This is a genomic window from Streptomyces sp. A012304, assembly GCF_026008495.1.
GTDB lineage: Bacteria > Actinomycetota > Actinomycetes > Streptomycetales > Streptomycetaceae > Streptomyces.
On record NZ_BQUN01000137.1, the window covers coordinates 32,132 to 57,585 of the forward strand.

The following is a 25,454-nucleotide window of genomic DNA, read 5'->3' on the forward strand; positions in this document are numbered from 1 at the left end:
TCAGCTGGGTCGCTTGTACATCCTCGTCGCCGTGATCTCGCTGTGCCCCGCCTCCCCCGCCTGGGGCTGCTGCGGCAGTCCCGGGCGGAGGTGTTCCTCCACGCTGATGTACTTCAGGCCCGCCCTGAGGTCCGCGTCGTTGCGCAGCCGGATGACCAGCGGGAACTCCGCCAGAGCCGTGGTGTCGAACAGGCCGGTGGTGTACAGCAGCTGGACGCCGAGCGCGTCGGACACCGCCCGCTGGAGCTCCAGCAGGTAGGTGGCGTTGGCGCGGCCGATGGGGTTGTCGAGGAACAGCGTGCCGGCGTGACGGTGCTTGTCGCGGCCCCGGTCGTTCGAGCGCAGGGCCGCCATCGTGCAGTACAGGGCGATGGCGGCGGTGAGCAGCTGACCGCCGGAGAAGACGTCGCCCATCTGCCCGACGGGGACGCGTTCGGCGCGCAGCACGGCGTCCGGCTTGAGGATCTCGACGGCGACGCCCTTGGGCTGGAGGGCCGCCGCGACGCCGCGCAGCAGCAGCGACATCCCGTCGCGCCTCAGGTCGGAGTTCTTCTTGACGGCCGCCCGGGTCGCCTCGTCGATGACCTCGCCGAGCCGCTCGATGAGGGTCGCCTGGTCGGGTTCCTCGAAGCGGATGCGCAGGAACTCCTGCCCGGACCACTCGCCGAGGCCCTCCGGCAGCCGGGAGAGCCGCTGCGCGGAGCGCAGTGTGGCGAGCGCGGACTCGACGAGGCCGCGGAGGCGGTCCACGATCGAGTCCCGGTTGCGCTCCAGTTGCGCCAGCTCGTCCGTGAGGACCCGCAGTCGGGGCGCGAAGGCGTCCGCCCACTTCTGGGCGTGCTCGGGCAGCGCGGAGGCGGGCAGCTCGCGGATCTGCTGCCGGGCGGGGGTGCGGACCTGCTCGTAGCGTGTGGAGTTGGCATGCCGGACGAGCACGTCGCTCGCCTCGCGGACGGCGGCCTCGGCGGCGGACAGATCGGCGACGCAGCCGCGCAGCGAGCGGCGGGCCTCGGCGGCGGACTGCCGGGCCTCCTCCAGACCGCCCGGGTAGGGCTCCGGCTCCTCCTGCTCCTCGTCGGTGGTGTGCTCGCGCAGCAGGTCGCGGAGCATCGCGGCGATCTCGTCGAAGCCGCCGGCCGCGTCCTCGGCGGCCCGGTGCGCCTCCAGCAGCTCGGCGTGGGCCTCCCGGGCCTGGCTCAACGCCTCGGTGCGGGCGGCGAGTTCGGCGGTCGCGGTGCGCAGCAGCGCCTGGGCGTGCTCGGCGTCGCGCGGCTGCTGGTCCTCGGGCAGCTCGGTGTGCGCCTCGCCGTCCTCGGGAGCGTGCCGCTCGGCCTCGCCGCGCAGCCGCCCGAGCTGTTCACTCGCGCTGGACATACGGGTCTCCAGGAGCTGCACCAGCTCCTCCGCGCGCGCGGCGGCGGCCTGCCGGGAGGGTCCGTCGGAGCCGTCGGGTGACTGAAGGAGCTGCTCCGCGCGCGTGCGGACCTTGTTGCTCAGCCGGTCCAGCTCCGCGCGGGCCGCGCTCTCGTCGCTCTCCGCCCGCGCCTGCTCGGCCCGCAGGTCGGCGCCGACGCCGACCTTCTCGTACACCTGAGAAGCGGCCCGGTAGGCCTCGCGCAGGGCGGGCAGGGACGCCGTGGGCGCCTCGGTGTCGTCCTCGGGTACGCCGTCGGGAGCGCCGGCGATCTCGGAGCGCTCGGCGCGCAGCGCACGCGCGGTACGGCGGGCGTCGTCGGCGGCGCGCTGGGCGGCGCGGCGGTCCTCGTCGGCGGCGCGGGCCCGTTCCAGGCACGTCTGGGCGCGGGCCTCGGACTCGGTGGCCTCGTCGGCGAGTTCGCGCAGCTTGGCCTGCCAGCCGGCGCGCTCGCGCAGCCGGAACGCCAGCCCGGCGAGGGCGTCGGCGGCGCGGCGGGCCTTCTGGGCGGCTTCCTGCCTCTCGTCGCGGATCTGCGCGGCTTCGGCGGCGGCCTCGTCGGCCTCCGCGCGCACGGTGCGCGCCTCGGCCAGCTCGGCCTCGGACTCCTCGGCGAACGCGTGTGCGTCGCGGGCGGCCTGCGCCAGCTCGACCAGACGGCCCGCCGGGCAGCCCGTGCGCCAGGACGCCAGGCGTGCGGCCAGCTCCCGGTCCTTGCCGAGCCGGGCGGCGAGCCGGCGGATCTCCTCGTCGCGTTCGGTCGCCCGCGCGCGCAGCGCCTGCCGCTCCTCGTCGGCGGCGTGCTCGTCGTGCATGGCCGGGTTCGGCGGTACGAGGAAGACGTCACCGGTGTCGGCGTCGGGCGCCGGGGTGGGGGCGAGCAGGGCGGCGGCCGTGCCCACCGCGACGGCGGAGCGGGGCAGCAGGGCGGCGTCGCTGAGCGCCTCACGCGCGCGTGCGTGCGAGTCGGGGTCGGTGATGATCACGCCGTCGACCAGCTCCGGGCGGGCGGCGAGCACGCGCGCGTGGTCGGCGGGGTCGACGGCCTGGGCGAGGTAGCGCCAGCCGGGCAGGGCGGGGATGCCGTGCTCGCCGAGGAACTCGACCGTGGCGAGCACGTCCGGGCCGGGCGGCAGCAGCCCGCCGTCGCCGAGCGCGCCGAGGATGCGGGAGTCGTCGGCGGCGGCGGTCCGCAGCTCGAAGAGGTGCCGTTCGGCGGAGGAGACGGCGTCGTCGAGGAGTTCCCGCAGTTCGTCGGCGTAGCGGTCCAGGTCCTCGGGGGTGAGGCCGGTGCCGTCCGTCTCGCCGTCCTGCCGGGGCCGCGGAATGCCCCCGCGGGGGGTGCTGCCGCCGCCGGTCAGGCCGAGCAGCTCCGCCAGCCGCTCCTCGCCCGCCAGGGCCTCGGCGATCCGCCGCTCGGCCTCGTACGACCGCTGGGCGGCCGTCGCCGCGTCCGCCGCTCGGGCCGCGGTGAGTTCGGCGCGGGACTCGGCGGAGGCGGCCTCGCGCGCGTGCTCGGCGGCCCGGCGGGACGCCTCACGCGCGGTGTCCCAGGCGGCGACGGCCGTCTTCTCGGCGTCGCTGGCGGCGAGGGCGGCACGTGCCGGGTCGGCGTCCGGGGCGCTGTCGTCCAGCCAGCCGGCGCGCACGGCCTCGGCGGTCTCCTGCTCGACCTCGGTGAGGCGCTGGCGCAGGTGGCCGGCCTCGCTGCGGGCGCGCTGCGCCTCGGTGGCGGCGGAGGTGGAGTCCCGGTGGGCGGACTCGCCGACCTCCTGGAGCGCTGCGGAGCGCTCCTCCTCCTCGTTGGCGAGGGTCTCGGCGCTCTCCGCGGCCGCGTGCAGGGCGCGCACGAGGTCGACGGCGGCCTTGGCGCGGGCGGCGAGGGCCGGGGCGGCGTCGCGTTCGGCCTCCTGGATCGCGGCGGACACGCGCGCGACGCGGTCGGCGGCGGCGCGGTGGCGCAGTACGGCCTCGGCGGCCTGCCAGGCGGAGTGCAGGGTGCGGGCGTCGGCCAGCTCGCGTTTCTGCGCGGCGGCGGACTTCTCGGCGGCGGCGAGCGCCAATGAGGCGTGGCGGTAGGCGAGTTCGGCGGCGATCAGCGCGCTGCGTCCGCGTGCGGCCTCGGAGTGGGTGACGGTGTGGGCGGCGGCGGTGACCCGCTGGGCGAGGTCGGCGGCCCGCGCCCGTTCCCGGGTGCCCCGCGCGGACAGCCGCCGGGCCAGGGTGCGGGTGCGCCGCTCGGCGGCGGCGTGGACGTCACGCGCGCGTGCCCGAGCGTCGGCGGCCTCCACGATCCGCCCGAGCAGGTCCACCGACCCGGCGGTGAAGTCGCGTTCGGCGATGAGTTCGGCGCGCCGGCCCAGCTTGTTGCCGAAGCCGCTGACGAGGTCCGCGAGTCCGTCGGTGTCGCGGGTGTCCGTCACCGCGCGCAGCAGCAGGTCGGTGAAGTCGGAGTCCTTCTTGACCGCGAAGAGGCCGGCGGCCTCGCCCTCGTCGGCGTTCATCTCCCGCTGGTAGCGGAAGAGTTCGGGGTCCAGGCCGAGGTCGCCGAGGTGTTCGATCCACCGGTCGTGGATCTCCTCCCAGTGCACCTCCAGGTGCGGATACGCCTTCCCGGCGTCGGTGATCGCGTCCCGGAAGCCCTTCATCGTCCGCCGCCGTCCCTGCGCCCCGGACTGGCCCTCGACGGGCGGCCGTACGGCGGTGGACTCGGCGACGGGCAGGTTGTCGAGGCTCAGCCCGGGTCCGGGCCGGAAGGAGTACCAGGCCTCCGCGAACTTGCGGGGGTCGCTGGACACCTGCCGGCCGCGCCACTCGCTCACCTTGCCGACCACCACGCACTCGCCGGTCAGCACGTGCTGCCACTCCAGCGCGACGTGTCCGCAGTCGTCGGCGAGCAGGAACTTGCGCAGCACGCCGGAGCTGGCGCCGCCGAGGGTGTTGCGGTGGCCGGGCAGCATCACCGAGAAGATCAGCTTGAGCAGGACGGACTTGCCGCCGCCGTTCTCCAGGAAGAGCACGCCGGCGGGCGCGGGGCGGCGCGGCGGACCGACCGGCTCCTCCTCGAAGAACTCCGCCTGCGTGGGGGCGGGATCGGGCACGACGTCGCCCACTCCCCGCAGGTCAAGCACGGTGTCGGCGTAGCGCGCACCGGCGGGCCCGATGGAGTAGAGGCGGACCCGGGACAGCTCGTACATGGCGGACTCTCGTAAGTCTTCGGCAGATCAGGGGGGTGTGCGTGGCTCAGGAGTGGAAGGGCAGTCCGGCGTCGGCCACCAGCTCCAGGTCGTCGGTGTCCTCGGCGGGCAGCAGCGTCGGCGTTCCGTCCGTGACGGGGACGACGCCCAGCTCGAGCAGTTCGGCCAGGGCGGCGCTGCCGGCCATGTCCCGCACCTGGAGCTGGTAGCGGGCCGTCGTGCGGTACGTGCCGCCGTTGTCGTCGCCGGTCCGCTGGAGGAAGCCGGAGTCGGTGAGGAAGGAGACGGCCTTGCCGACGATGCCGGTCGTCGAACCGGCCAGTCTGCGCGCGTCCTTGGTGGCGCCGGTGGCGCTGCGCCGGGCCCAGATCCGCCAGGCGGCCTCCAGGCCGGGCGCGTCGCTGGCCGGGTCGGTGTTCTCGCCCTGCTCCTCCGCCCGCTCCTCCAGCCGGCGGCAGGCCTGGCGCACGAAGGCATCGACGCCGTTGACGCTGACCCGCCCGATGTAGGAGTCGTCGGCGAGGTCCTCGGGGCGGGGGAAGGCCATCGCGGCGACGGCGAGGTGCGCGAGGCCGTGCAGGAAGCGGTCCCCGCCGTCGGCGGACGTGCGACGCGCGTAGTCGCCCATGCGCACGGCGAACACCGAGTCCTCGGCGGCGGTCACGGCCATCCCCGCGCGCGGGGACACCTCCAGCACGACGAGGCCGAGCCCGGCCGCGACCGCGTCGGCGAGCCGGGCGAACGCCGGGTCCTCGCGGTGGCGCCGCAGCAGCTCGGCGTACTCCTGGTCGCGCGCGGGCTGGAGCTTGGGCTGGAGCCCGAAGGCGACGAGCCGCGCCGCGTCGGCGGCGTCGGCGGGGGTGACGGTGTTGCTCACCGGCGCGGCGGCGGCCTCCGGTTCACTCCGGTCGACGTGCTCGGTCACGGTGTCGGCTCCTTGCTGAGATGTCGCTCGTCCTTGGGGTTCCCGGCCGGGTTCACGCTGCTTCCGTCCGGTCGGCGGCCATCCCTGCCGCGTCCAGCAGGGCCGTACCGACGATGAGGTCGGCGCCGCCGAACTCGGGGTCGTCCAGCTCCGTCCCGTCGTCCACGGCGAACAGCAGCTTCTCCTCGCCCTGCCGGTAGGCGGTGCCGACCGCCGGGCTGGCCGCGTGCACGGCGAGCAGCGCGACCAGGTACGGCAGGTCGGGGTCGGTGCGCCGTGCCTCGGCCAGCAGCCCGGAGAGTCTGCGGGGCGCGTCGGCGGGCAGGTCCAGCAGCTCCTTGGCGGCGGCCAGTTGGTCCTCGCTGAATCGGCTGTCGTCCGGCGTGGCGATGAGGTCCGGTTCCGGCATCTCCGCCCCGAGGTGCTCCCGCTCCACCGGAGGCGTCAGCAGCAGGTCGACCAGGTCGCCGACCCGGACGGACACCGGCGTGCGCAGCCCGGTCCCGCGCGCGAAGAACGCGTCGGTGACCTTGACGGCCTGTTCCAGCGGCAGGGGCAGGACCGGTGCGACCAGGTGGCCGTAGAGGTCGATCCCCGAGGTCGTCATGGGTGTGGCGAAGGCCTGCCGGTCCTGCTCGGCGCGGAACAGCGGCCCGGCCTCCAGCAGGCGCGACTGCAACTGGGTGTGCCGGCGGATGCAGTCCTTGACGATGTCGACGAGTTCGGCCGCGCGCCGCTTGTGCTCGGGGTCCTCGGACTCGTCGCGTGCCTTGCGGATGTTGGTGAGGATCGCGTTCTCGTGGCGGTAGCGGTCGGCGACGTGGTCGAGGGCCTCGGCGATCATGTCGGGGACGGCGTTGAGCCAGTCGACGGCGCGCACGTTGCGCCGGGTCGCGTCGAGCGCCTTGCGCAGGGTCTCGGAGTACTGCACGGTCCGGTAGCGGGCCTGCTCGGCGGCGAGTTGGGCGTCGGCGAGGCGGCCCCGGCGGATGAGGACCTCCAGCTTGACCTCGGCGGCGATCTGCGCGCTGGTGACATCGGTGTCGAGGGCGCCGACGAGGACGTTGACCGCCTCGTCCGTCGTGCGGAGGTAGACCGCGCCGCCGTGGCCGGGGACCTCCTCGATCAGCTTGAAGTCGTAGTCACGGCGGACGTAGGTGCCGTCCGGCGCGAAGGTGCCGTACACGGCGCGGAAGCCGCGGTCGACGCTGCCGACGTTGATCAGGTTCTCCAGGACCCAGCGGGCCACGCGCTCGTGCTCCTCGGCGGGCCGCCGCGGGGCCTGAGCGGCGATGCGCGGGACGAGACGGGCCACGATCTGGTCCTGGTCGGCGCCGGTGTCGAAGTCCATGTTCAGGGTGACGAGGTCGATGGCGGCGAGGGCGATCTCCGCCATGCCGTACACCGAGTACTCACCGGCGAGGTTGGCCTTGCGTGCGTCGAGGTCGTGAAGGGGGGCGGTGCAGGCGAGCGCGCGCAGGCGCCGCGCCAGTCCCTCGTCGGCGGCCGGGCCCGAAGCGGGGCGCGGCCCCGCACTGAGCTGGGGCGGAACGCGGTCCGTCGATGCAGGCGAAGTCACGGTGCACAGACTAGGTCCTCGGTCTGACAACGAACCAAACGACGCAGAAGCGACGGTCGTCACAGAGGCGCGAGACGATCTCAGGCGTCGCCGCGCCCCTCCTCGCCCACCCGTCGCCGGTACACGTCGACGATCCGCTCCAGCGAGTCGGCGAGGTAGACCTCGAGCAGCCGCTCCGCCTCGCCCTTGTCGCCGGCCTGGAGGGCCTGGAGGATCTGCCGGTTGCGCATCAGGTACGGCTCGTGCAGCCGCCGCGGGTCGTCCACGACGTGGAAGGCCAGGCGCAGCTCGGCGAAGACGCTGCGCATCAGCTCGTCGGTGCGGGCACTGCCGGCCAGGGCCACCAGTTCCCGGTGGAAGTGGATGTTGGCGGTGCCCAGCCCCTTCCAGTCGTTCTCGACGGCCGCGAGCTGTCCCTCGGTGACGGCCGCCCGCAGCGCGTCGAGCCCGTAGGGCGGCTCGCCCAGCCCGCGGACGACGGCGCACTCGACGAGCGCGCGCGTGCGGTAGATGTCCTCGACGTCCTCCACGCTCAGAACACGGACGAACACGCCCCGGTTGAGCTCGTGGACGAGCAGGCGCTCGTGGGTGAGCAGCCGGAACGCCTCGCGCAACGTGTTGCGGGAGACGCCGAGCGCGCCGCCGATGCTGTCCTCCGACAGGCGCGTCCCAGGCGGGAAGTAGCCCTCGGCGATGCGGCTCCTGAGGATGTCCGCGACCCGCTCCGCCGTGCTGGTGCGCCCCAGGAGGGCTCGGTCGTCGGCCAGTCCCGTCAGCTGCTCTGCCATGCCGGAATTCAATCGCAGACAGGAGGAAGGAACAACAAGGGTATTGAAGGATCGTTCAACGATCCTCTACCTTGCTACGAACGGCGCCGCCCGCTCCTCACCGCGGCGCCGCGCGCTTCCGCACGGCACGGCTCACTCCCAGCACCCTCCGTCATCTCTTGCGAGGTGCCCATGAGCACGACCCCTCCACCGCAGGCCCCGCCCACCGACACCCACACCTCGCCGGCTCCCGAGGCGTCCGACGACGGCGCCATGGCCTGGCTGCGCGCCCTCGGTCCGCGCGGCCGGCGCGCCTTCGCGGGCGCTTTCGGGGGCTACGCCCTCGACTCCTACGACTACTTCACCCTGCCGCTGAGCATGGTCGCGCTCGCGGCGTACTTCGGCCTGGACAGCGGCCAGACCGGCCTGTTCACCACCGTCACGCTGGTCGCCTCCGCGGTCGGCGGCGCCCTCGCGGGCGTGCTGGCCGACCGGATCGGCCGGGTCAAGGCGCTGATGATCACGGTCGTCACGTACGCCGTCTTCACCGTGGCCTGCGGCTTCGCGCCCACCTACGAGACGCTGCTGGTCTTCCGCGCCCTGCAGGGCCTCGGCTTCGGCGGCGAGTGGGCGGTCGGCGCGATCCTGGTCGCCGAGTACGCGAGCGCGAAGCACCGCGGCCGCACCCTCGGTGTGATCCAGAGCTCCTGGGCCGTGGGCTGGGGACTGGCGGCGATCGTGTACACGCTGGTCTTCTCGTACTTCGGCGACGACATCGCCTGGCGCGTGATGTTCTGGACGGGCGCCCTGCCGGCGCTGCTCGTGGTGTGGATGCGGCGCCGTGTGCAGGACGCGCCGACCGCCGCCGCCGCGCGCGAGCGGAGCGCCGAGAAGGGTTCGTTCCCGGCGATCTTCCGGGGTCCGCTGCTGCGCACGACGGTCTTCGCGGGGCTGCTCTCCACCGGTGTGCAGGGCGGCTACTACACGCTGGCCACCTGGGTGCCGACGTATCTGAAGACCGAGCGCGGGCTGTCGGTGGTCAACACCGGCGGGTACCTGACGTTCCTCATCTCCGGCGCGTTCCTCGGTTACCTGACGGGCGGTCACCTCACCGACCGGCTGGGCCGCCGCCGCAACATCTGGCTCTTCGCCCTGCTGTCGGCGGTCTGCATCGTGGCGTACGCGAACATCCCGAGCGGTGCCGACACCCTGCTCCTCGTGCTCGGCTTCCCGCTCGGGTTCTGCATGTCGGCGATCTTCAGCGGCTTCGGGTCCTTCCTGAGCGAGCTGTACCCGACGGCGGTGCGCGGCACGGGTCAGGGCTTCACCTACAACACCGGCCGGGCCGTCGGTGCCGTCTTCCCCACCACGGTCGGCTTCCTCGCCGACAGCTGGGGCGTGGGCGGCGCGCTGGTCTTCGGCGCGATCGGCTACGGCATCGCGGCCCTGGCGCTGCTGGGGCTGCCGGAGACCCGCGGGAAGGAACTGGAGTGAACCGTCCGACCTTCATGGAAGACCGCCCGGTGGCCCTCGCCGACGAGCACGCGCACACGTGGAGCCCGAAAACCGCCCGGGCCCGCTTCCGCGAGGGCCTGTCGGGCCCCACGGCCGGTGTCGCGGCGGGCCACACCCAGGTCAACCTGATCTCGGTGCCCGCGGACTGGGCGTACGAGATGCTGCTGTTCTGCCAGCGCAACCCCAAGCCCTGTCCGGTCCTCGACGTGACCGACGCCGGCTCCTGGACGACCGTGCTGGCCGAGGACGCCGATCTGCGCACCGACCTGCCGCGCTACCGGGTGTGGCGGGACGGAGAGCTGGTGGACGAGCCGACGGACGTGCGCGCGTACTGGCGTGAGGACCTGGTGACGTTCCTGCTCGGGTGCAGCTTCACCTTCGAGTGGGCGCTGGCCGGGGCGGGCGTGCCGATCCGCCACGTCGAGCAGGGGCGCAACGTCCCGATGTACGTGACGAACCGTCAGTGCCGTCCGGCGGGGCGACTGCACGGGCCGATGGTGGTGTCCATGCGCCCGGTGCCGCCGGAGCACCTCGCGACGGCGATCCGGGAGAGCAGTCTGCTCCCGGCGGTGCACGGCAGCCCCGTACACTGCGGCGACCCGTCGGGGCTGGGCATCGACGACCTCGGGCGTCCCGACTTCGGCGATCCGGTGGACGCCGAGCCGGACGACATCCCGGTGTTCTGGGCCTGCGGTGTGACCCCGCAGGCCGCGGTGATGGCCTCGCGTCCGCCGTTCGCCCTCACCCACGCACCGGGGCAGATGTTCCTCACCGACGCCCGCGACGAGCAGTACCGCGTGGCCTGAACGACAGGAAGGATCCATGACCGCGATCGATCTGAACGCCGACCTCGGCGAGGGCTTCGGCCGCTGGCGGCTGACCGACGACGAACGGCTGCTGTCCGTCGTCACCAGCGCCAACGTGGCCTGCGGCTTCCACGCCGGGGACGCGGCCACCATGCGACGGGTGTGCGAACTGGCCGCCGAGCGGGGTGTGACGATCGGCGCGCAGGTCTCCTACCGGGACCTCGCGGGGTTCGGGCGGCGCGCGATGGACGTGCCGCCCGCCGAACTGGCCGCCGAGGTCGCCTACCAGATCGGCGCCCTGGAAGTCTTCGCCCGGGCGGCGGGCGCGCGCGTGGCCTACGTCAAGCCGCACGGCGCCCTGTACAACCGGGTCGTGCACGACGAGGTCCAGGCCGGCGCGGTCGTCGACGGGGTGCTCCTCGCCGACGCGGCGCTCCCCGTGCTCGGACTTCCCGGCTCGCGCCTGCTGGAGCTGGCCGGGAAGGCGGGGCTGCCGGTCGTGCCCGAGGCGTTCGCGGACCGCGCCTACACCGAGCGGGGCACGCTCGTGCCGCGCGACCAGGACGGGGCCGTGGTCAGCGACCCGGACACCGTCGTCGAGCGGTCGGTGCGCCTGGCCCGGACCGGCACGGTCGCCGACCGCACGGGGGCGACCATCGAGGTACGCGCGCGTTCCCTGTGCCTGCACGGCGACACCCCCGGCGCGGTGGAGCTGGCCCGCCGGGTCCGGCAGCGGCTGGAGGAGTCGGGTGTGCGGGTGGAGGCCTTCGCATGAGGGCGCTGCCCGTCGGCGAGGACGCCCTGCTCGTCGAGGTGGACTCGGGCGAGGAGGCCCACGCCCTGCACGCCGAGTTGCTCAGGCGCCGCGCGGAGGGCTCGCTGACCGTCCGCGAGATCGTCCCCGCGGCCCGCACGGTCCTCCTCGACGGCCTGGCCGACCCCGTCCGCTGGGCTCGCGAACTGGCCACGGCCGCCCTCCCGCCCGCTCCCCCGCTCGCCCGTGACGTGATCGACCTGCCGGTGCGCTACGACGGCCCCGACCTCGCCGACGTGGCCGCGCACTGGGGTGTGTCCGCGCGGGAGGTGGCCCGCATCCACGCGGCCACCGACTTCCGCGTCGCCTTCTGCGGCTTCGCTCCCGGCTTCGGCTACCTCACCGGCCTGCCGTCGCGTTACGACGTGCCGCGCCGGGCCACTCCGCGCACCGCCGTGCCGGCCGGTTCGGTGGCGCTGGCGGGACCGTACACGGGTGTGTACCCGCGGGCGTCGCCCGGCGGGTGGCAGCTGATCGGCACCACGGACGCCGTGCTGTGGGACCACGCGCGCGTGCCGGCCGCGCTGCTGACACCCGGCACGCGCGTGCGTTTCGTCCCGGTGGACGCGGAGGGCGCCGCATGACCGACCGCGCGCTGTTCGTCGTCCGCGCGGGGGCGCTGACCACCGTGCAGGACCGGGGCCGGCCCGGCCACGCCCATCTCGGGGTGCCCCGCTCCGGCGCCCTGGACGCGCCCGCGGCGGCGCTCGTCAACCGGCTGGTCGGCAACGCCCCGGAGGTGGCCGTCCTGGAGACCACACTCGACGGCTGCGCCCTCAGGCCGCGCTGCGACGTGACCGTGGCGGTCGGCGGCGCCCCCTGCGCGGTCACCGTGGACGGCCGTCCCGCCGCCTGGGGCGCGCCCGTGCGGGTGCCCGCGGGCGCGGTGCTGGACGTCGGGGCCGCCGTCTCGGGGCTGCGCGGCTATGTCGCCGTGACCGGCGGCATCGCCGTGGAACCGGTCCTCGGCAGCCGCTCCACGGACCTGCTCTCCGGCCTCGGCCCCGCTCCCCTCGCGGACGGCGCGGTCCTGCCCCTGGGCTCTGCGGGGCACGTTCCCGCCGCGCACGCGCGCGTGGACGTCGCCCCGCAGCCGGCGCCTCCGGCGGAACTCGTCCTGCGGGTGACCCTCGGCCCGCGCGACGACTGGTTCACCCCGCGGGCGCTGCGCACCTTCACCTCGCGCGCGTACCGTGTCTCCCCGGCCGGCAACCGCATCGGCCTGCGCACGGAGGGCCCCGCGCTGGAGCGGGCCCGGCCGGGTGAACTCCCCAGCGAGGGCATGGTGCTGGGCGCGGTCCAGGTCCCGCCGGACGGCAGACCGGTGGTCTTCCTGGCCGACCACCCGACCACCGGGGGCTATCCGGTGATCGCGGTCGTCCGCCCGTCCGACCTCCCGGCCGCCGCCCAGGCGGTCCCGGGCACCCCGCTCCGCTTCGTCGCGGTACGCCGCCACTGACGCACCGTCCTGACGCCTCCGCGACTGAGCGACGCCTCACCGCCGCTCCCCGGCCGACAGCGGCGGCCAGGCCCTGTCGTTCGGACGCCGGGATGATCCAAACGACAGGGCCTAGGCGAGGTCGGGCCGCCGTTCCCCGGCCGACAGCGCGGTCAGCGCCGCCGACACCGCCGCCGAGGCCCGCAGATCGAGGCGGGCGCTCGTGCCGCGCGCGCGGTGGCGCATCTCGTCGGCGGCCAGCGCGAGCAGTTGCGGCAGCAGGTCGGTGCAGCGCCGGGCCACCCAGCCGGTGCCCGCGGTCGCCAGCCACCACAGGCCGGCCGACGTCGTCGGGGCCGGCGACTGCGGCTCGGGCGAGGGCGCTGCGCCGTCGGCCAGGCCCGCCCGTGTCAGCAGCGCGTGGAAACGCACCGCCAGTTGCCGGTGCCCGCGCTCCCCGGGGTGGAGCCGGTCCGCGCTCCACATGGCCCGGTCCGTCAGCCACGCGCCCTCGGCGGCGTGCAGATGGACGGCGCCATACCGGTCGGAGAGCGCGTGGACGACGGTGTTCACGGCCCGTTGCCGCCGGGCGAGCGGGCGGGCGAGCGCCCCGGGCAGACCGAGCATCGCGCCCGGGTCGGGCAGGCAGGCGGTGAGCAGGACCGCGCCCTGCCCGGTGAAGGAGCCGTAGATCCGGTCGAGCCGGGAGGCGACGGCGTGGATGTCGAAGGTGCAGCGCAGGGTGTCGTTGACGCCGATGACGACGGAGACGAGGTCGGGGCGGAGCGCCAGCCCCGCCGGAAGCTGCCGTTCCAGCACGTCCCGGGTCTGCGCGCCGCTGACCGCGAGATTGGTGAATTCCACGGTCTGCTCCGTGAGACCGCCGGCGAGCAGCGCGGCCCAGCCGCGCCACCCGTCGCCCACGGGGTCGCCGACGCCCTCGGTGAGCGAGTCCCCGAGGGCGACGAATCGGACGGGTCTCATCCGAGTCCTCCGGACACGAAGGGACGGGACGCGACCGTCGCGTCGTCCCCGGCACGAGCGACGCGGGAGGAGGCGACCGTCGTGTCGCCCGCGCCGCTCCCGCCGGCCCGGCGCAGCACGGTCGCGTCGTGCGCGGCGAGGAACGCCTCCACGGCCGTCCCCCACCCGAAGCACTCCGCACGCGCGCGTGCCTGTTCCCGCGCCTCGGCCCGAGGCCGCGACAGCAGCGTCTCGACCGCGTCCGCGAAGGCCTCGCCGTGGTCCGCCGCGACGGCCCCGGCGGCCCCGATCACCTCGGGCAGCGCCGACGAGGCGCTGACCACGACGGGCGTACCGCAGGCCATCGCCTCCAGGGCGGCGAGCCCGAACGTCTCGGCGGGGCCCGGCGCCAGGCACACGTCGGCGGACGCCTGGAGCGCGCCCAGGGCACCCCGGTCGGAGACGTGCCCGAGGAAGGTGACCGGCAGCCCGCGCTCCCGTGCCCGCTGCTCCAGCCTGCCCCGCAGCGGCCCGTCGCCGGCGACGACCAGCACCGCCCGTGTGCCCCTCCGTACCAGGGCCTCCAGGGCGTCCAGCGCGGTACCGGGACGTTTCTCCACGGACAGGCGGGTGCAGGTCACCAGCAGGGCCTCGTCCGCGCGCGCGTGGCGGCCGCGCAGCCCCGGGTCGCGCAGGGCCGGGTGCCGTTCGACGAGGTCGACGCCGAGCGGGGCGCGCACCACGTTGCGGACGCCGATCCGCACGAACTCCCGTTCGGCGAACTCGGTGGTGCACACCACGCGCGCGTAGGTGTGCGCCGTGCGGAGGTTGAGCGCGTCGGCGGCCCGGCGGGCCGCTCCTTCCGGCAGGCCCCAGGTGCGCAGCACCCCGTCGGCGGTCTCGTGGGAGACCATCACGGCCGGGACGCGGGCCCGCCGCGCCCATTTCCCGGTCCAGCGCAGCGTCGTGCGGTCGGAGACCTCCAGGCGGTCGGGCGCGAGGTCCTCCAGTAGGCGGGCGACGCGCCGCTTGTCCGTGAGGACGCGGTAGCCGCCGGTGCCGGGCAGCAGCGGCCCGGGCAGGGTGATCACCCGGCCCTGCTCGGTGTCGCGGTCGCTCTCCCGCTCGCCGGGCACGATGAGCACGGGCTCGTGGCCCGCCGCCCGGTATCCCTTGCCCAGCTCGCGCAGGGCCGTGCGCAGTCCGCCCGAGGCGGGGGCGACGAAGTTGGCGAGGCGCACGATCCGCAGCGCCCCGGCGTCCGCCCGCCCCGTGCCCACGGGGGCCGATCCGGCGCTCACGCCGCCACCACCGGCCGACGGGCGGTGAGCACGTCGGCGTAGTGGCCGATCAGCTGGTCACCGACGGCGGCCCAGGTGCGGCCCTCGACCGTGGCCCGCCCGGCGGCGCCGTAGGCGGCCCGCAGTGCGGCGTCGGCGGCCAGCGACCGCACCGCGTCCCGCACGGCGTCGACGTCACGCGGTGGGACGAGCAGCCCCGTACGGCCGTGGGCGACCAGGTCGAGCGGACCGCCCGCGGCGGGCGCCACGACCGGCACACCGCTGGCCATGGCCTCCTGCACGGTCTGACAGAACGTCTCGAAGGGGCCGGTGTGCACGAAGACGTCCAGCGAGGCGAAGACGCGGGCCAGGTCGTCGCCGGTGCGGCGGCCCAGGAACACCGCGCCGGGCAGCGCCTCGGTCAGATGGGCCTGGCTGGGGCCGTCGCCGACCACCACGACCTTCACGCCGTCCAGGCCGCACGCCCCGGCCAGCAGCTCGACCTGCTTCTCGGGGGCGAGGCGTCCGACGTAGCCGATGATCGTCTCGCCGTTCGGGGCGAGTTCGCGGCGCAGCGCCTCGTCGCGGTGGTCGGGGCGGAAGCGGACGGTGTCCACGCCGCGCGCCCAGAGCTTGACCCGGGGGACGCCGTGCGTCTCCAGGTCGCGCAGGGCCGCGCTGGAGGGGGCGAGGGTGAGGTCGGCGGCGGCGTGGACGGAGCGTATCCGCCGCCAGGCGGCGGCCTCGCCGGCGCCCATGTAGGTGCGGGCGTATCCGGCCAGGTCGGTCTGGTAGACGGCGACGGCCGGGATGCCGAGCCGGGCGGCGGCGGCCATGCCGCGGACGCCGAGGACGAAGGGGCTGGCCAGGTGGACCATGTCGGCGCGGTGGTCGGCGATGGCCGCGGCGACGCGTCGGCTGGGGAGGGCGACGCGCACCTGGGGGTAGCCCGGGAGCGGGAGGGAGGGGACACGGACGACGGGGCACGGCGCCTGGGCGTCCGGCCCGGTCCCGGCGGCGGTGGCCGGGGCGACGACGAGCGGAAGGTGACCGCGATCTACGAGGTGCCGGGCGGTCTGGAGCGCGCAGTGGGCCACGCCGTTCACGTCGGGGGGAAAGGATTCGGTCACGATGACGACACGCATACCGGTGTTGTCGCCGCGCCGGACGTGGCCGCGTCAACGTGGATCTTTCCGGACGACAAACGTCCCATGAGCGTTGCGCTGCGCACCCGAGCGGGTCAGACGGTGTCCATTCCCGTCCGACCCGCTGGTCATCCCCTGTTCACCCGGCGGGCACGCGTACGCCCGTCGGGTCACATGGCGGAGGCGGTGTCGGGCCCGATCCGGCTGCGTACGGCCGTCTGCACCTCGGCCTCCTCGGCGGGGTCGGCGGCGAGTCTGCGCAGGCGTTCGACGACACGGGTGTCGCCGGTCTCGGCGTGCCGGGCGGCGATCTCGCGGGTGGCCTCCTCGCAGTCCCAGAGGCATTCGACGGCGAAGCCGGTGGCGAAGGAGGGGTCGGTGGCGGCGAGTGCGCGGGCGCACCGCCCGCGCAGATGGGACGAGGCGGTCTCGCGGTAGATATGGCGCAGGACGGGGGCCGCGCAGACGATGCCGAGTCGTCCGGCGCCGTCGACCAGGGTCCACAGGGTCGGCGCGTCGCAGCCCTCGCCGCGGACGGCTTCGCGCAGTGCGCCGAGGACCAGGTCGCTGTCCCGGGTGGCGCCCCGGCAGGCGAGGACGCGGCCGGCGGCGGCGCCCAGGGCGTCGGGCCGGTGGGCCCAGCCGCGGGCCCGGTCGACGGCGGCGACGCTGCGCATGCGTTCGAAGGCGTCGACGGCGGCCTCCACGACGGCCGTCGAGCCGGTGGTCACGGCGCCTTCGATGAGATCGAGGGCGTCGGGATCGTTGTTGTCGGCGAGGTAGCGCAGGGCGGTGCAGCGGGCTCCCTCGAAGCCGTCCCGCGCCGCGCGCACGATCTGCGGCCGGTCCTCGGGTCCGGCCACGGCGGTGAGGCAGCGGGCGGCGGGGACATGGAGCGCGGCGCCTCGTTCGACGCCTTGCTGGGCCCATTCGAAGACGGCTTGGACGCTCCAGCCGGGGCGGGGCCCGCTGGGACTCATCTGCCGCTGCCAGCGGTCGAAACAGCCGGTCTCCTGAGCGGCACGCACACGCGTGGAGACGTATTCGCGGGGGTCCTCGGCCCACAGCCGCCAGGGCCGTGGCTCGAAGGCGTCCCGTACGGCGGCGGCCAGCTCGGCCTCGCCCTCGGCGTCGGTCGCGAACCGCGCCAGCACGGGCGCGGCCAGGGCGCGCAGCCCGGCGTCGTCGTCGCGCAGGGCGAGCTCGTCCAGGGCCCAGGCCCAGTTGGAGCCCGAGGCGGCGTACCTGCGCAGCAGCTCCAGGGCGTCCCGCCTGCCGTAGGAGGCGAGGTGGCCGAGGACGGCCAGGGCGAGGCCGGTGCGGGACTCCTCGGTGTCGAAGGCGTCCTCGACGTCGAAGAGGTGGGCCTCGATCTCGTCCAGCTCGCCGTTCAGGTCGAGGAAGAGACGGGCGTAGTACAGGGAGCGGTTCTCCACCTGCCAGTCGTGGCGGGGGTCGCGCAGCACACAGTGGTTCAGGGCCGCGAGGGCCTCGGGGCGGGGGGCGGTGAGCGCGTGCAGTGTGCCGTCGCCGCGGCCCCGCTGGAGGAGGCCGAGCAGCGTGCCGCTGGGCGCTATGACCGGATCGAACATGGGAAACAGCCTCACATCAAGCGTCGACGCAACCGGGGACGTGCATTACCTGGCAGCGTGACAACACGTCGGGGCGCCCGCCGTTTCCTGCTTGCTGTAGACCATCTTCCTCTGCCTCTCGTCGGTGGCCCATGCGGACCGCGTCACGGCCCGCGCGGTGCGGCAACACCTGCCCAGCCATCGCGTCCGTGAATCACGACGTCATGATGACTCGGCGGTTCTCCCTGCCGCGACCGAAATTTCCGGCGGCCTCGCACCGCCTCCCCCGTGGTCGTCGAATTACTTGCTGTGCACTTTTGTTCTACCTGGTCAGGACCTTCGGTGTCACTGGGCGCCGAACAGCTCCAGCAACTCCGTGCGGCCGAACATACGGGCGGTGTCCACGGCCGAGGGGGTGCCCGCGGCCGGGTCGGCGCCGGCGTCCAGCAGCGCCTTGATGACCTCCGTCTCCCCCTTGAAGACCGCCCCCGCGAGCGGGGTCTGGCCCCGGTCGTTGACGCGGTCGGCCTCGGCGCCGCGGGCGAGCAGCGCCCGGACCGCCTCGGCATGGCCGTGGTAGGCGGCGAGCATCACGAGCGAGTCGCCGCGGTCGTTGGTGAGGTTGGCCGGAACGCCCGCGTCGACGTACGCCACGAGCGCCTCGGTCTGCCCCCGGCGGGCCAGATCGAAGATCTTGGTCGCCAGCTCCACGACCTCGGGGTCGGGAACTTCGCTCATCGGCCGGACCGCCTCTCTGCACAGCCGTTCAGGTGAATCGCCAGGGTACTGGCTCGGCGGACACATGACGGGACCCGCCGGAGGCAAAGATCAGCGGGAGACCCGTTCGACGCAACTCCGCTGTTCAGGCAGTCTGCCAAGGCTTCGCCCGTCCGGGGGAAATATCCCGTTTTTCACCCATTTGCACCTTTAATCGTATAGATACATCCTGTGATCCTGGAAGTACTCATGGTGACTGTCCCCACAACCAGGAGAACTCACATGATCCTGTCCATCTCAGGCGTGGTCCTGCTCGGCATCATCGTCTTCCTGTTCTTCCGCAAGGACGGGCTGAAGGCGTCGCACGCCCTGGTCTCGGCCCTGTTCGGCTTCTACCTGGCCAGCACGGCCATCGCCCCGAGCATCAAGGCCGGCGGCGAGAGCCTGGCGAGCCTTTTGGGCGGCATCAAGTTCTGACGTCGCCCGCCCCGCCGTCGTCCGTCCCTTCCGTACTCACCGTCAGGAGACAGCAGTGGCCCGGCGCCCCCTCCCCCGCATCCTGAGCACAGGCAGCGCGCAGATCGCCCGGAGCCGGGAGCTGGCCCGGACGGCGGCCGACAGCGCCACCGACGTCCTCCACCCGCTGATCACGATCACCCGCGGACTGCGCCGGCTGGCCTCGGCCGGGCGGCGCAAGTGGGCCGAGACCCCCAAGGACAGGCGCGGGCCGCTGCTGTTCATGGTGGCCTCGGTGATCCTGGTCGTGGCGCTCGTACCGCACGGCCCCCTGCTCGCCGTCATCACGCTGATGGCGGCGGCGGCCTGGCAGGGCCGGGACCGCACCCCACCGGCTCCGGAGGGCCCCGACGAGTCGCAGATCCAGCGGCTCCAGTCGCTGTACGAGGCTCTGGTCCCGCACTTCTCGACGGCCGAGGACCCCTCCCCGCTGTACGCCCACGGCGGCGAGTGGGAGAAGGTCTTCCCGTCGTACGAGTTCGACGACTCGGACCGGGTGACGCACCTCCTGGTCCGCTACCCGGCCTACTTCCCGGACGGCGAGGGCGAGCCGCGCGCGCGGGTCGAGCAGTTGCTCGCCGCGAAGTCGGGCCGTGGCCGTGAGTACCTCTTCGACTGGGAGGAGGAGGGCAACGAACTCACGGTCCGTGTCCTCGCCCCGCTGCCCACCGACATCGCCGCCCAGCGCTTCGTGACCGCGCCCGGCGAGACGGTCCTGGGCTTCACCGACCACTCCCAGGTCCACCGCACGCTCCCGCTCACCCACGGCGAGGAGCAGCGGGACGTGCCGCCGGTCGTCTGGCGCACCGGCCCGCGCTCCACCGAGCCCCATCTCCTGGCGGTCGGCCAGCCCGGCAGCGGCACCTCGACCCTGCTGCGCTCGATCGCCCTCCAGGCCCTTCAGTACGGCGATGTCCTGATCGTCGAGGGCGGCGGCACCGGCGAGTACGCCTGCCTCACCGGCCGGGACGGCGTCCTGGGCGTCGAGGTCGGGCTCGCCGGGGCGCTGGCCAGCCTGGAGTGGGCGGCGAGCGAGACCGAGCGCCGGCTCATCGCCGCCAACCACGCCCGCCAGGCGGGCCATCCGCCGCCGGACGACACCAAGCGCCCGCTGTGGATCCTGCTCGACCGCCCCACCGCGTTCACCCCGCTCGCCGAGGCGGACGGCCGCAAGGACCCGCAGTCCCTGCTCCAGGTCCCCCTCCGGCACGGCCGCGCGGTCCATGTCGCCGTCGTCGTCGCCGAACAGTTCGACCGCCTCGACCTCCTGAGCGACGCCGTACGGCAGCACACGCGCGCGCGTGTCGTCCTCGGGCCCGCTCCGGCCCGTCAGCTGGAGGCGCTCCTGGGCGCGCGCCCGCGCTCCACGCCCGTCGACCAGGTCCCGCCCGGACGTGGCTACGCCCGGCTCGGCTCCGGACCGGTGCACCGGCTCCAGGTCCCGGCGACCCCGGACCCGTACGACGACGCGACGAGCGACGCGCACCGGCAGGCGGTGCTGGACCTGCTGCCGCCGCGGACGACCCCGGCGGACGGCGAGTCGCTCCCGGTACCGGTCGAGGCCGTGGCCGCGGAGAGCAGCTAGCCAGGGGGCTCCGGGGGACGGTGCTTTTTTTCCGACCGGCGGCACGATCCACAAGTCACCCGCCGCCCCCGACGGGGGACCCCCTGCCGCCTACGCGACGAACGTACGCGGCCCCTCGCCGCCGGCCGTCCCGCCGCTCTCCACCACCCGGGCCGCCGCGGCCAGTCGTGCGGCGGCCTCGTCCGCCACCGCGCCCTGAACGGTGAACGGCAGCCGTACATAGCCCTCGAAGGCCCCGTCGACGCCGAAGCGGGGCCCGGAGGGGACGCGCACGCCGACCCGCTCGCCGGCCTCGGCCAGTCGCGAGCCCGAGAGGCCTCCGGCCCGCACCCACAGGGTCAGGCCGCCCTTCGGGACGGCGAATTCCCATTCCGGCAGCTCCCGCCGCACCGCCGCGACCAGCGCGTCCCGGTTCTCCCGGGCCTGGGCGCGCCGCAGCTCGACGGCCTGCTCCCAGCCGCCGGTGGTGAACAGCCAGTTCACCGCGAGCTGCTCCAGCACGGGGGTGCCCAGATCGGCGTACGCGCGCGCGGCGACCAGGCTGCGCACGACGTCCGGGGCGGCGCGCACCCAGCCGATGCGCATCCCCGCCCAGAAGGCCTTGCTCGCCGAGCCGACGGTGATCACCGTGGAGCCGGCCGGGTCGAAACCGCACACCGGCCGCGGCATCGCCGCGCCCGCGACGTCCTCGTCGAGCCACAGCTCGCTCATCGTCTCGTCGGCGACCAGCACGGTTCCCGCCGACCGGGCCGCCTCCACCAGCCGCCGCCGCTGGTCCTCGTCGGCGAGCGCGCCGGTCGGGTTGTGGAAGTCGGCGACGACATAGGCGATGCGGGGCGCCGCCTCGCGCAGCACCTGGCGCCAGCGGTCCAGGTCCCACCCGGCGAGCCCCTCGGCCATGGCGACGGGCACCAGCCGGGCGCCCGCCTCGCGCATCAGCTGAAGGATGTTGGCGTACGAGGGCGATTCGACGGCGATGCGCTCGCCCCGCCCGCCGAACAGATGGCAGATCGCGTCGATCGCGCCCATCGCGCCGGTCGTCACCATGATCTGCTCGGGCATGGTCGGTATCCCGCGCGCGGTGTACCGCTCGGCGATCACCGCGCGCAGCGCGGGCAGCCCGGCCGGATAGTCGCCGTGCGTGTGCGCGTAGGGCGGCAGCTCCTCCAGCGCCCCCTGCACGGCACGGGTGAGCCACGGCTCCGGCGCGGGCAGGGCCGCGCAGCCCAGGTCGATCATCGAGCCGAGGGCCTCCGGCGGCAGCGGCTCCAGCCCGCGCGCGGGCAGCGGGTTGCCCGCCGGCACGGCCGTCCAGCTGCCGGCGCCGCGCCGCGACTCCAGGAAGCCTTCGGCGCGCAGCGCCTCGTAGGCGGCGGCGACGGTCGTACGGCTCACGGTCAGGGCCATCGCCAGTTCGCGTTCGGCGGGCAGCCGGGCGGCCACCGGGACGCGTCCTTCCAGCACGAGCAGCCGGATGCCGTCCGCGAGCGCGCGGTAGGCGGGCGGGCGGCGCGTCCCGGGGCCCGCCGGGCGGTCCTGCTGGGACTTGAGCAGCCGCGCGAGCTGCGCGGCCCCCACCGCGGAGGTCCACTGCGCCATGACTACCAGTCCACCTTTCCGGAATTGGCCCTGGATGGCTCTTCTCGACAAGCCACAGAGTGACACGGGTAAGGCCACTGCGACCACCCGGGGGGACCCTTGTCGACACCACACCGTCTCGGCCGGCGGCTGATCCAGCTGTACGCCGGCCTCGTGCTCTACGGCGCCAGCTCGGCGCTCCTGGTCCGGGCGGGGCTGGGCCTGGAGCCGTGGAACGTGCTCCACCAGGGGCTCGCCGAACGGACCGGCCTGTCGATCGGGGTGGTGTCGATCGTGGTGGGCGCGGCCGTGCTGCTGCTGTGGGTCCCGCTGCGCCAGCGGCCCGGCCTCGGTACGGTCTCCAACGTCTTCGTGGTCGGTCTCGCCATGGACGGCGCGCTCGCCCTGGTCCCCGAGGCCCACACGCTGACCGTCCGGGTGCCGCTGCTGCTGGCCGGCGTCGTCCTCAACGGCCTGGCCACCGGCCTGTACATCGCGGCGAGCTTCGGGCCGGGACCGCGCGACGGGCTGATGACGGGCCTGCACCGGCGCACGGGCCGCTCGATCCGCCTGATGCGGACGGCCGTCGAGGTGGCGGTCGTGGTCACCGGCTTCGCCCTGGGCGGCACCATCGGCGTCGGCACCCTGCTCTACGCGGTGGCGATCGGTCCGCTCGCCCAGCTCTTCCTGCGGGTGTTCGCCGTTCCCCCGGCATCCGGCGGCAGCACGGTCGTTGCCACCGGGTCACCCCGTGGAGCGATACTGCGTCCGTGAGCACCCTCATACGCCACCCGTACCTCGACCATCCGGGGCCCATCGCATTCGCGCACCGCGGCGGGGCCGCGGACGGTCTGGAGAACACCGTGGCGCAGTTCCGGCGCGCGGTCGAGGCGGGCTACCGCTACATCGAGACCGACGTGCACGCCACCCGGGACGGCAAGCTCGTCGCCTTCCACGACACGACGCTGGACCGGGTGACCGACGGGGCGGGCCGGATCGCCGATCTGCCCTGGGCGGACGTACGGCACGCGCGCGTGGGGGGGCGAGGAACCGGTCCCGCTGTTCGAGGAACTGCTGGAGACCTTCCCCGAGGTGCGCTGGAACGTCGACATCAAGGCCGAGCCCGCGCTCCATCCCCTGCTCAACCTGATCGCGCGCACGGGTTGCTGGGACCGCGTCTGCGTCGGCTCCTTCTCGGAGGCCCGTGTGGTGCGCGCCCAGCGGCTGGCCGGGCCCCGCCTGGCCACCTCGTACGGCACCCGGGGTGTGCTCAACCTGCGGCTGCGGTCCTGGGGCGTGCCCGCGGCGCTGCGCGGTTCGGCGGTCGCGGCGCAGGTGCCCGAGACCCAGTCGGGCATCCAGGTGGTGGACCGGCGCTTCGTGCGCGCGGCCCACGCGCGCGGGCTCCAGGTGCACGTGTGGACGATCAACGAGGCGGATCGGATGCACCGGCTGCTGGACCTGGGGGTCGATGGCATCATGACCGATCACATCGGCACACTGCGCAAGGTCATGGAGGAGCGGGGCGTCTGGGTCTGACCCGGTCCCGCGCGCTCCGCCGCCCTCGCGCGGCATCTTCGGCGGGGAAGCGAGGGCACGGGTGGGCACCGACACCGTGCGGACGGCGGCGTGCGACGACGCGGCCGGGCGGCGGCGCGAGCAGCGCGGCTGGTACTTCTACGACTGGGCGTGCTCCGTCTACTCGACGAGCGTTCTCACCGTGTTCCTGGGGCCGTATCTGACGTCGGTCGCCGAGAAGGCCGCGGACGCCGACGGCTATGTGCATCCCCTGGGCATCCCGGTCCGGGCGGGCTCCTTCTTCGCGTACTCGGTGTCCCTGTCGGTGATCGTGGCCGTCGTGCTGATGCCCCTGGTGGGCGCGGCGGCCGACCGCACGGGCCGCAAGAAGCCGCTCCTCGCGGCCGCCGCCTATGTCGGGGCCGCGGCCACGACGGGCATGTTCTTCCTCTCCGGGGACCGCTATCTGCTGGGCGGCGCGCTGCTCGTCGTGGCGAACGCCGCCCAGTCCGTGGCGATGATGCTCTACAACTCCTATCTGCCCCAGATCGCCCCGCCCGAGGAACGCGACGCGGTCTCCTCTCGCGGCTGGGCCTTCGGGTACGCGGCGGGCTCCCTGGTCCTGGTCGTGAACCTCGTCCTCTATCTCGCCCACGACTCCTTCGGTGTCTCGGAGTCGACGGCGGTGCGGATCTGTCTGGCCTCGGCCGGCCTGTGGTGGGGCGGCTTCACCCTGATCCCGCTGCTGCGGCTGCGCGACCGCCCCTCGGCCGCGCGCGAGGCGACCGCACCGGGCCTGCGCCAGCTCGCCGCGACCTTCCGCGACATGCGCCGCCACCCGCTGACCCTCGCCTTCCTCCTGGCGTACCTCGTCTACAACGACGGCATCCAGACCGTGATCTCCCAGGCGTCGATCTACGGCTCCGAGGAGCTGGGCCTCGGCCAGTCCACGCTCATCGGCGCCGTCCTGCTGGTGCAGGTCCTGGCCGTGGCGGGCGCCCTGACGATGGGGCGTCTGGCGCGGCGGTACGGCGCGAAGCGCACGATCCTCGGCTCGCTCGTGGCCTGGACGCTCACCCTGGGCGCGGGGTACTTCCTGCCGGCCGGGGCGCCGGTGGGCTTCTTCCTGCTGGCGGCCGCGATCGGGCTGGTCCTCGGCGGCAGCCAGGCCCTGTCCCGCTCCCTCTTCTCGCATCTGGTCCCGCCCGGCAAGGAGGCCGAGTACTTCTCCGCCTACGAGGTGAGCGACCGCGGAATGAGCTGGCTCGGCCCGCTGCTGTTCGGGCTCACGTACCAGCTGACCGGGAGTTACCGGGACGCGATCATCTCGCTCGTGGTCTTCTTCGTCCTCGGGTTCCTGCTGCTCGCGCGGGTCCCGGTGCGGCGGGCGATCGAGGGTGCGGGCAATCCGGTACCCGAGAAGATTTAGCGCTCAACACGAAAGGGCGGTAGTGTACGCGTTTGGCCTGCCAGGCGTACCGTTACTGCGCGTCAAAGATGCCGAAACGCTGGGTGACATCTCCTTGCAGATGTGACAAACCGGGCGCCGGTGGGTACTGCACTGGTTGACAAGGCTGCGGCTACGACGGCGACGCATGACCCGGAACGGGACTCGGAACGGGAATCTTTACCGCCGACCGGACGTTGACCGGATGACGACGACAGCGACACCTGTCCTGTGGGCGACAAGCCCGGGAGGCACGATTCATGAGTGAGCGAGCTCTTCGCGGCACGCGCCTCGTGGTGACCAGCTACGAGACGGACCGCGGCATCGACCTGGCCCCGCGCCAGGCCGTGGAGTACGCATGCGAGAAGGGGCACCGCTTCGAGATGCCCTTCTCGGTCGAGGCGGAGATCCCGCCGGAGTGGGAGTGCAAGGTCTGCGGGGCCCAGGCACTCCTCGTGGACGGCGACGGCCCCGAGGAGAAGAAGGCCAAGCCCGCGCGTACACACTGGGACATGCTGATGGAGCGGCGGACCCGTGAGGAACTCGAAGAGGTCCTCGAGGAGCGCCTGGCCGTTCTGCGGTCCGGGGCGATGAACCTGGCGGTGCATCCCCGGGACAGCCGCAAGTCCGCCTAGCGGAGGCCGGCGCATCAGCGCAACGCACATGACCGCGGGCGCCG

General features: G+C 74.2%; 20 protein-coding genes and 1 pseudogene. 11 read left to right on the plus strand and 10 right to left on the minus strand.

The genetic code is table 11. The annotated features are described in order from the left end of the window. The 4 genes from ALMP_RS33670 to ALMP_RS33685 form a co-directional block, all read right to left on the minus strand. On the minus strand, positions 1 to 4,611 hold the full coding sequence (locus ALMP_RS33670) for a hypothetical protein (protein ID WP_264935339.1): 4,611 nt from the start codon (positions 4,609 to 4,611) through the stop codon (positions 1 to 3). Between the two features lie 46 nt (positions 4,612 to 4,657). Continuing rightward, positions 4,658 to 5,536, minus strand: a complete 879-nt coding sequence (locus ALMP_RS33675) for a hypothetical protein (RefSeq protein ID WP_264935341.1) — start codon at positions 5,534 to 5,536, stop codon at positions 4,658 to 4,660. Positions 5,537 to 5,588: 52 nt separating this feature from the next. After that, on the minus strand, positions 5,589 to 7,115 hold the full coding sequence (locus ALMP_RS33680; protein ID WP_264935343.1) for a hypothetical protein: 1,527 nt from the start codon (positions 7,113 to 7,115) through the stop codon (positions 5,589 to 5,591). Positions 7,116 to 7,195: 80 nt separating this feature from the next. Further along, positions 7,196 to 7,903, minus strand: coding sequence for a GntR family transcriptional regulator (locus ALMP_RS33685; protein ID WP_264935345.1), 708 nt, complete (start codon positions 7,901 to 7,903; stop codon positions 7,196 to 7,198). Positions 7,904 to 8,074: 171 nt separating this feature from the next. On the opposite strand from ALMP_RS33685, the gene ALMP_RS33690 reads away from it, so the two are divergent. Genes ALMP_RS33690 through ALMP_RS33710 form a run of 5 tightly spaced genes read left to right on the plus strand, consistent with a single transcriptional unit; the run spans position 8,075 to position 12,476 of the window. Then, on the plus strand, positions 8,075 to 9,376 hold the full coding sequence (locus ALMP_RS33690; protein WP_264935347.1) for an MFS transporter: 1,302 nt from the start codon (positions 8,075 to 8,077) through the stop codon (positions 9,374 to 9,376). A 14-nt stretch (positions 9,377 to 9,390) separates the two neighbouring features. Then, positions 9,391 to 10,203 carry a putative hydro-lyase gene (locus tag ALMP_RS33695; protein ID WP_375803569.1) on the plus strand — a complete coding sequence of 271 codons (813 nt, stop codon included), beginning with the start codon at positions 9,391 to 9,393 and terminating at the stop codon, positions 10,201 to 10,203. Between the two features lie 16 nt (positions 10,204 to 10,219). Beyond that, entirely contained in the window at positions 10,220 to 10,978 is a 759-nt protein-coding gene (locus ALMP_RS33700) for a LamB/YcsF family protein (RefSeq protein WP_264935350.1), read from the plus strand. Continuing rightward, positions 10,975 to 11,601: an allophanate hydrolase subunit 1 gene (locus tag ALMP_RS33705; RefSeq protein WP_264935351.1), complete on the plus strand. Its 627-nt coding sequence runs from the start codon at positions 10,975 to 10,977 to the stop codon at positions 11,599 to 11,601. The genes ALMP_RS33700 and ALMP_RS33705 overlap by 4 nt, the downstream gene beginning before the upstream one ends. After that, positions 11,598 to 12,476 (plus strand): biotin-dependent carboxyltransferase family protein, encoded by an 879-nt coding sequence (locus tag ALMP_RS33710; protein ID WP_264935353.1) that lies wholly within the window; start codon positions 11,598 to 11,600, stop codon positions 12,474 to 12,476. The genes ALMP_RS33705 and ALMP_RS33710 overlap by 4 nt, the downstream gene beginning before the upstream one ends. A 111-nt stretch (positions 12,477 to 12,587) precedes the next feature. Here the strand turns inward: ALMP_RS33710 and ALMP_RS33715 are convergent, their stop codons facing one another. The 5 genes from ALMP_RS33715 to ALMP_RS33735 form a co-directional block, all read right to left on the minus strand. Next, positions 12,588 to 13,439, minus strand: coding sequence for an SGNH/GDSL hydrolase family protein (locus tag ALMP_RS33715; protein WP_264935355.1), 852 nt, complete (start codon positions 13,437 to 13,439; stop codon positions 12,588 to 12,590). Beyond that, positions 13,436 to 14,719 carry a glycosyltransferase gene (locus tag ALMP_RS33720; protein WP_264935357.1) on the minus strand — a complete coding sequence of 428 codons (1,284 nt, stop codon included), beginning with the start codon at positions 14,717 to 14,719 and terminating at the stop codon, positions 13,436 to 13,438. The genes ALMP_RS33715 and ALMP_RS33720 overlap by 4 nt, the downstream gene beginning before the upstream one ends. Then, positions 14,716 to 15,843 carry a glycosyltransferase family 1 protein gene (locus tag ALMP_RS33725; protein ID WP_264935359.1) on the minus strand — a complete coding sequence of 376 codons (1,128 nt, stop codon included), beginning with the start codon at positions 15,841 to 15,843 and terminating at the stop codon, positions 14,716 to 14,718. The genes ALMP_RS33720 and ALMP_RS33725 overlap by 4 nt, the downstream gene beginning before the upstream one ends. Positions 15,844 to 16,013: 170 nt before the next feature. After that, the gene (locus tag ALMP_RS33730) at positions 16,014 to 17,435 is read right to left on the minus strand and encodes a HEAT repeat domain-containing protein (protein ID WP_264935361.1); all 1,422 of its coding nucleotides are present in this window, start codon (positions 17,433 to 17,435) and stop codon (positions 16,014 to 16,016) included. Positions 17,436 to 17,759: 324 nt separating this feature from the next. Next, positions 17,760 to 18,152: an ankyrin repeat domain-containing protein gene (locus ALMP_RS33735; RefSeq protein ID WP_264935363.1), complete on the minus strand. Its 393-nt coding sequence runs from the start codon at positions 18,150 to 18,152 to the stop codon at positions 17,760 to 17,762. Positions 18,153 to 18,413: 261 nt separating this feature from the next. Between ALMP_RS33735 and ALMP_RS33740 the strand changes: the two genes are divergently transcribed. Together ALMP_RS33740 and ALMP_RS33745 are read left to right on the plus strand one after the other, a co-directional pair. Then, positions 18,414 to 18,608, plus strand: coding sequence for a hypothetical protein (locus ALMP_RS33740; protein ID WP_016434155.1), 195 nt, complete (start codon positions 18,414 to 18,416; stop codon positions 18,606 to 18,608). A gap of 55 nt (positions 18,609 to 18,663) precedes the next feature. Beyond that, the gene (locus ALMP_RS33745) at positions 18,664 to 20,232 is read left to right on the plus strand and encodes a hypothetical protein (RefSeq protein ID WP_264935368.1); all 1,569 of its coding nucleotides are present in this window, start codon (positions 18,664 to 18,666) and stop codon (positions 20,230 to 20,232) included. A gap of 90 nt (positions 20,233 to 20,322) precedes the next feature. On the opposite strand, the gene ALMP_RS33750 is transcribed toward ALMP_RS33745, so the two are convergent. Continuing rightward, positions 20,323 to 21,831, minus strand: a complete 1,509-nt coding sequence (locus ALMP_RS33750; RefSeq protein ID WP_264935370.1) for a PLP-dependent aminotransferase family protein — start codon at positions 21,829 to 21,831, stop codon at positions 20,323 to 20,325. A gap of 99 nt (positions 21,832 to 21,930) precedes the next feature. On the opposite strand from ALMP_RS33750, the gene ALMP_RS33755 reads away from it, so the two are divergent. From ALMP_RS33755 to ALMP_RS33770, 4 genes and pseudogenes are all read left to right on the plus strand, one after another. Continuing rightward, entirely contained in the window at positions 21,931 to 22,584 is a 654-nt protein-coding gene (locus tag ALMP_RS33755; RefSeq protein ID WP_264935372.1) for a YitT family protein, read from the plus strand. Further along, a pseudogene (locus ALMP_RS33760) lies at positions 22,581 to 23,349 on the plus strand (glycerophosphodiester phosphodiesterase). The gene ALMP_RS33755 and the pseudogene ALMP_RS33760 overlap by 4 nt, the downstream one beginning before the upstream one ends. Before the next feature lie 61 nt (positions 23,350 to 23,410). Beyond that, on the plus strand, positions 23,411 to 24,757 hold the full coding sequence (locus ALMP_RS33765) for an MFS transporter (protein WP_264935374.1): 1,347 nt from the start codon (positions 23,411 to 23,413) through the stop codon (positions 24,755 to 24,757). 278 nt (positions 24,758 to 25,035) lie between these two features. Further along, positions 25,036 to 25,410 carry an RNA polymerase-binding protein RbpA gene (locus tag ALMP_RS33770; protein WP_010357981.1) on the plus strand — a complete coding sequence of 125 codons (375 nt, stop codon included), beginning with the start codon at positions 25,036 to 25,038 and terminating at the stop codon, positions 25,408 to 25,410. Positions 25,411 to 25,454 lie beyond the last annotated feature (44 nt).

What these genes read in the sequence shown, in the direction of transcription:
- ALMP_RS33730 (WP_264935361.1), bottom strand. Translation starts at nt 17,435, where the DNA reads ATGTTCGATCCGGTCATAGCGCCCAGCGGCACGCTGCTCGGCCTCCTC.
- ALMP_RS33740 (WP_016434155.1), top strand. Translation starts at nt 18,414, where the DNA reads ATGATCCTGTCCATCTCAGGCGTGGTCCTGCTCGGCATCATCGTCTTC.
- ALMP_RS33725 (WP_264935359.1), bottom strand. Translation starts at nt 15,843, where the DNA reads ATGCGTGTCGTCATCGTGACCGAATCCTTTCCCCCCGACGTGAACGGC.
- ALMP_RS33695 (WP_375803569.1), top strand. Translation starts at nt 9,391, where the DNA reads ATGGAAGACCGCCCGGTGGCCCTCGCCGACGAGCACGCGCACACGTGG.
- ALMP_RS33670 (WP_264935339.1), bottom strand. Translation starts at nt 4,611, where the DNA reads ATGTACGAGCTGTCCCGGGTCCGCCTCTACTCCATCGGGCCCGCCGGT.
- ALMP_RS33685 (WP_264935345.1), bottom strand. Translation starts at nt 7,903, where the DNA reads ATGGCAGAGCAGCTGACGGGACTGGCCGACGACCGAGCCCTCCTGGGG.
- ALMP_RS33690 (WP_264935347.1), top strand. Translation starts at nt 8,075, where the DNA reads ATGAGCACGACCCCTCCACCGCAGGCCCCGCCCACCGACACCCACACC.
- ALMP_RS33705 (WP_264935351.1), top strand. Translation starts at nt 10,975, where the DNA reads ATGAGGGCGCTGCCCGTCGGCGAGGACGCCCTGCTCGTCGAGGTGGAC.
- ALMP_RS33735 (WP_264935363.1), bottom strand. Translation starts at nt 18,152, where the DNA reads ATGAGCGAAGTTCCCGACCCCGAGGTCGTGGAGCTGGCGACCAAGATC.
- ALMP_RS33750 (WP_264935370.1), bottom strand. Translation starts at nt 21,831, where the DNA reads ATGGCGCAGTGGACCTCCGCGGTGGGGGCCGCGCAGCTCGCGCGGCTG.
- ALMP_RS33715 (WP_264935355.1), bottom strand. Translation starts at nt 13,439, where the DNA reads ATGAGACCCGTCCGATTCGTCGCCCTCGGGGACTCGCTCACCGAGGGC.
- ALMP_RS33700 (WP_264935350.1), top strand. Translation starts at nt 10,220, where the DNA reads ATGACCGCGATCGATCTGAACGCCGACCTCGGCGAGGGCTTCGGCCGC.
- ALMP_RS33710 (WP_264935353.1), top strand. Translation starts at nt 11,598, where the DNA reads ATGACCGACCGCGCGCTGTTCGTCGTCCGCGCGGGGGCGCTGACCACC.
- ALMP_RS33770 (WP_010357981.1), top strand. Translation starts at nt 25,036, where the DNA reads ATGAGTGAGCGAGCTCTTCGCGGCACGCGCCTCGTGGTGACCAGCTAC.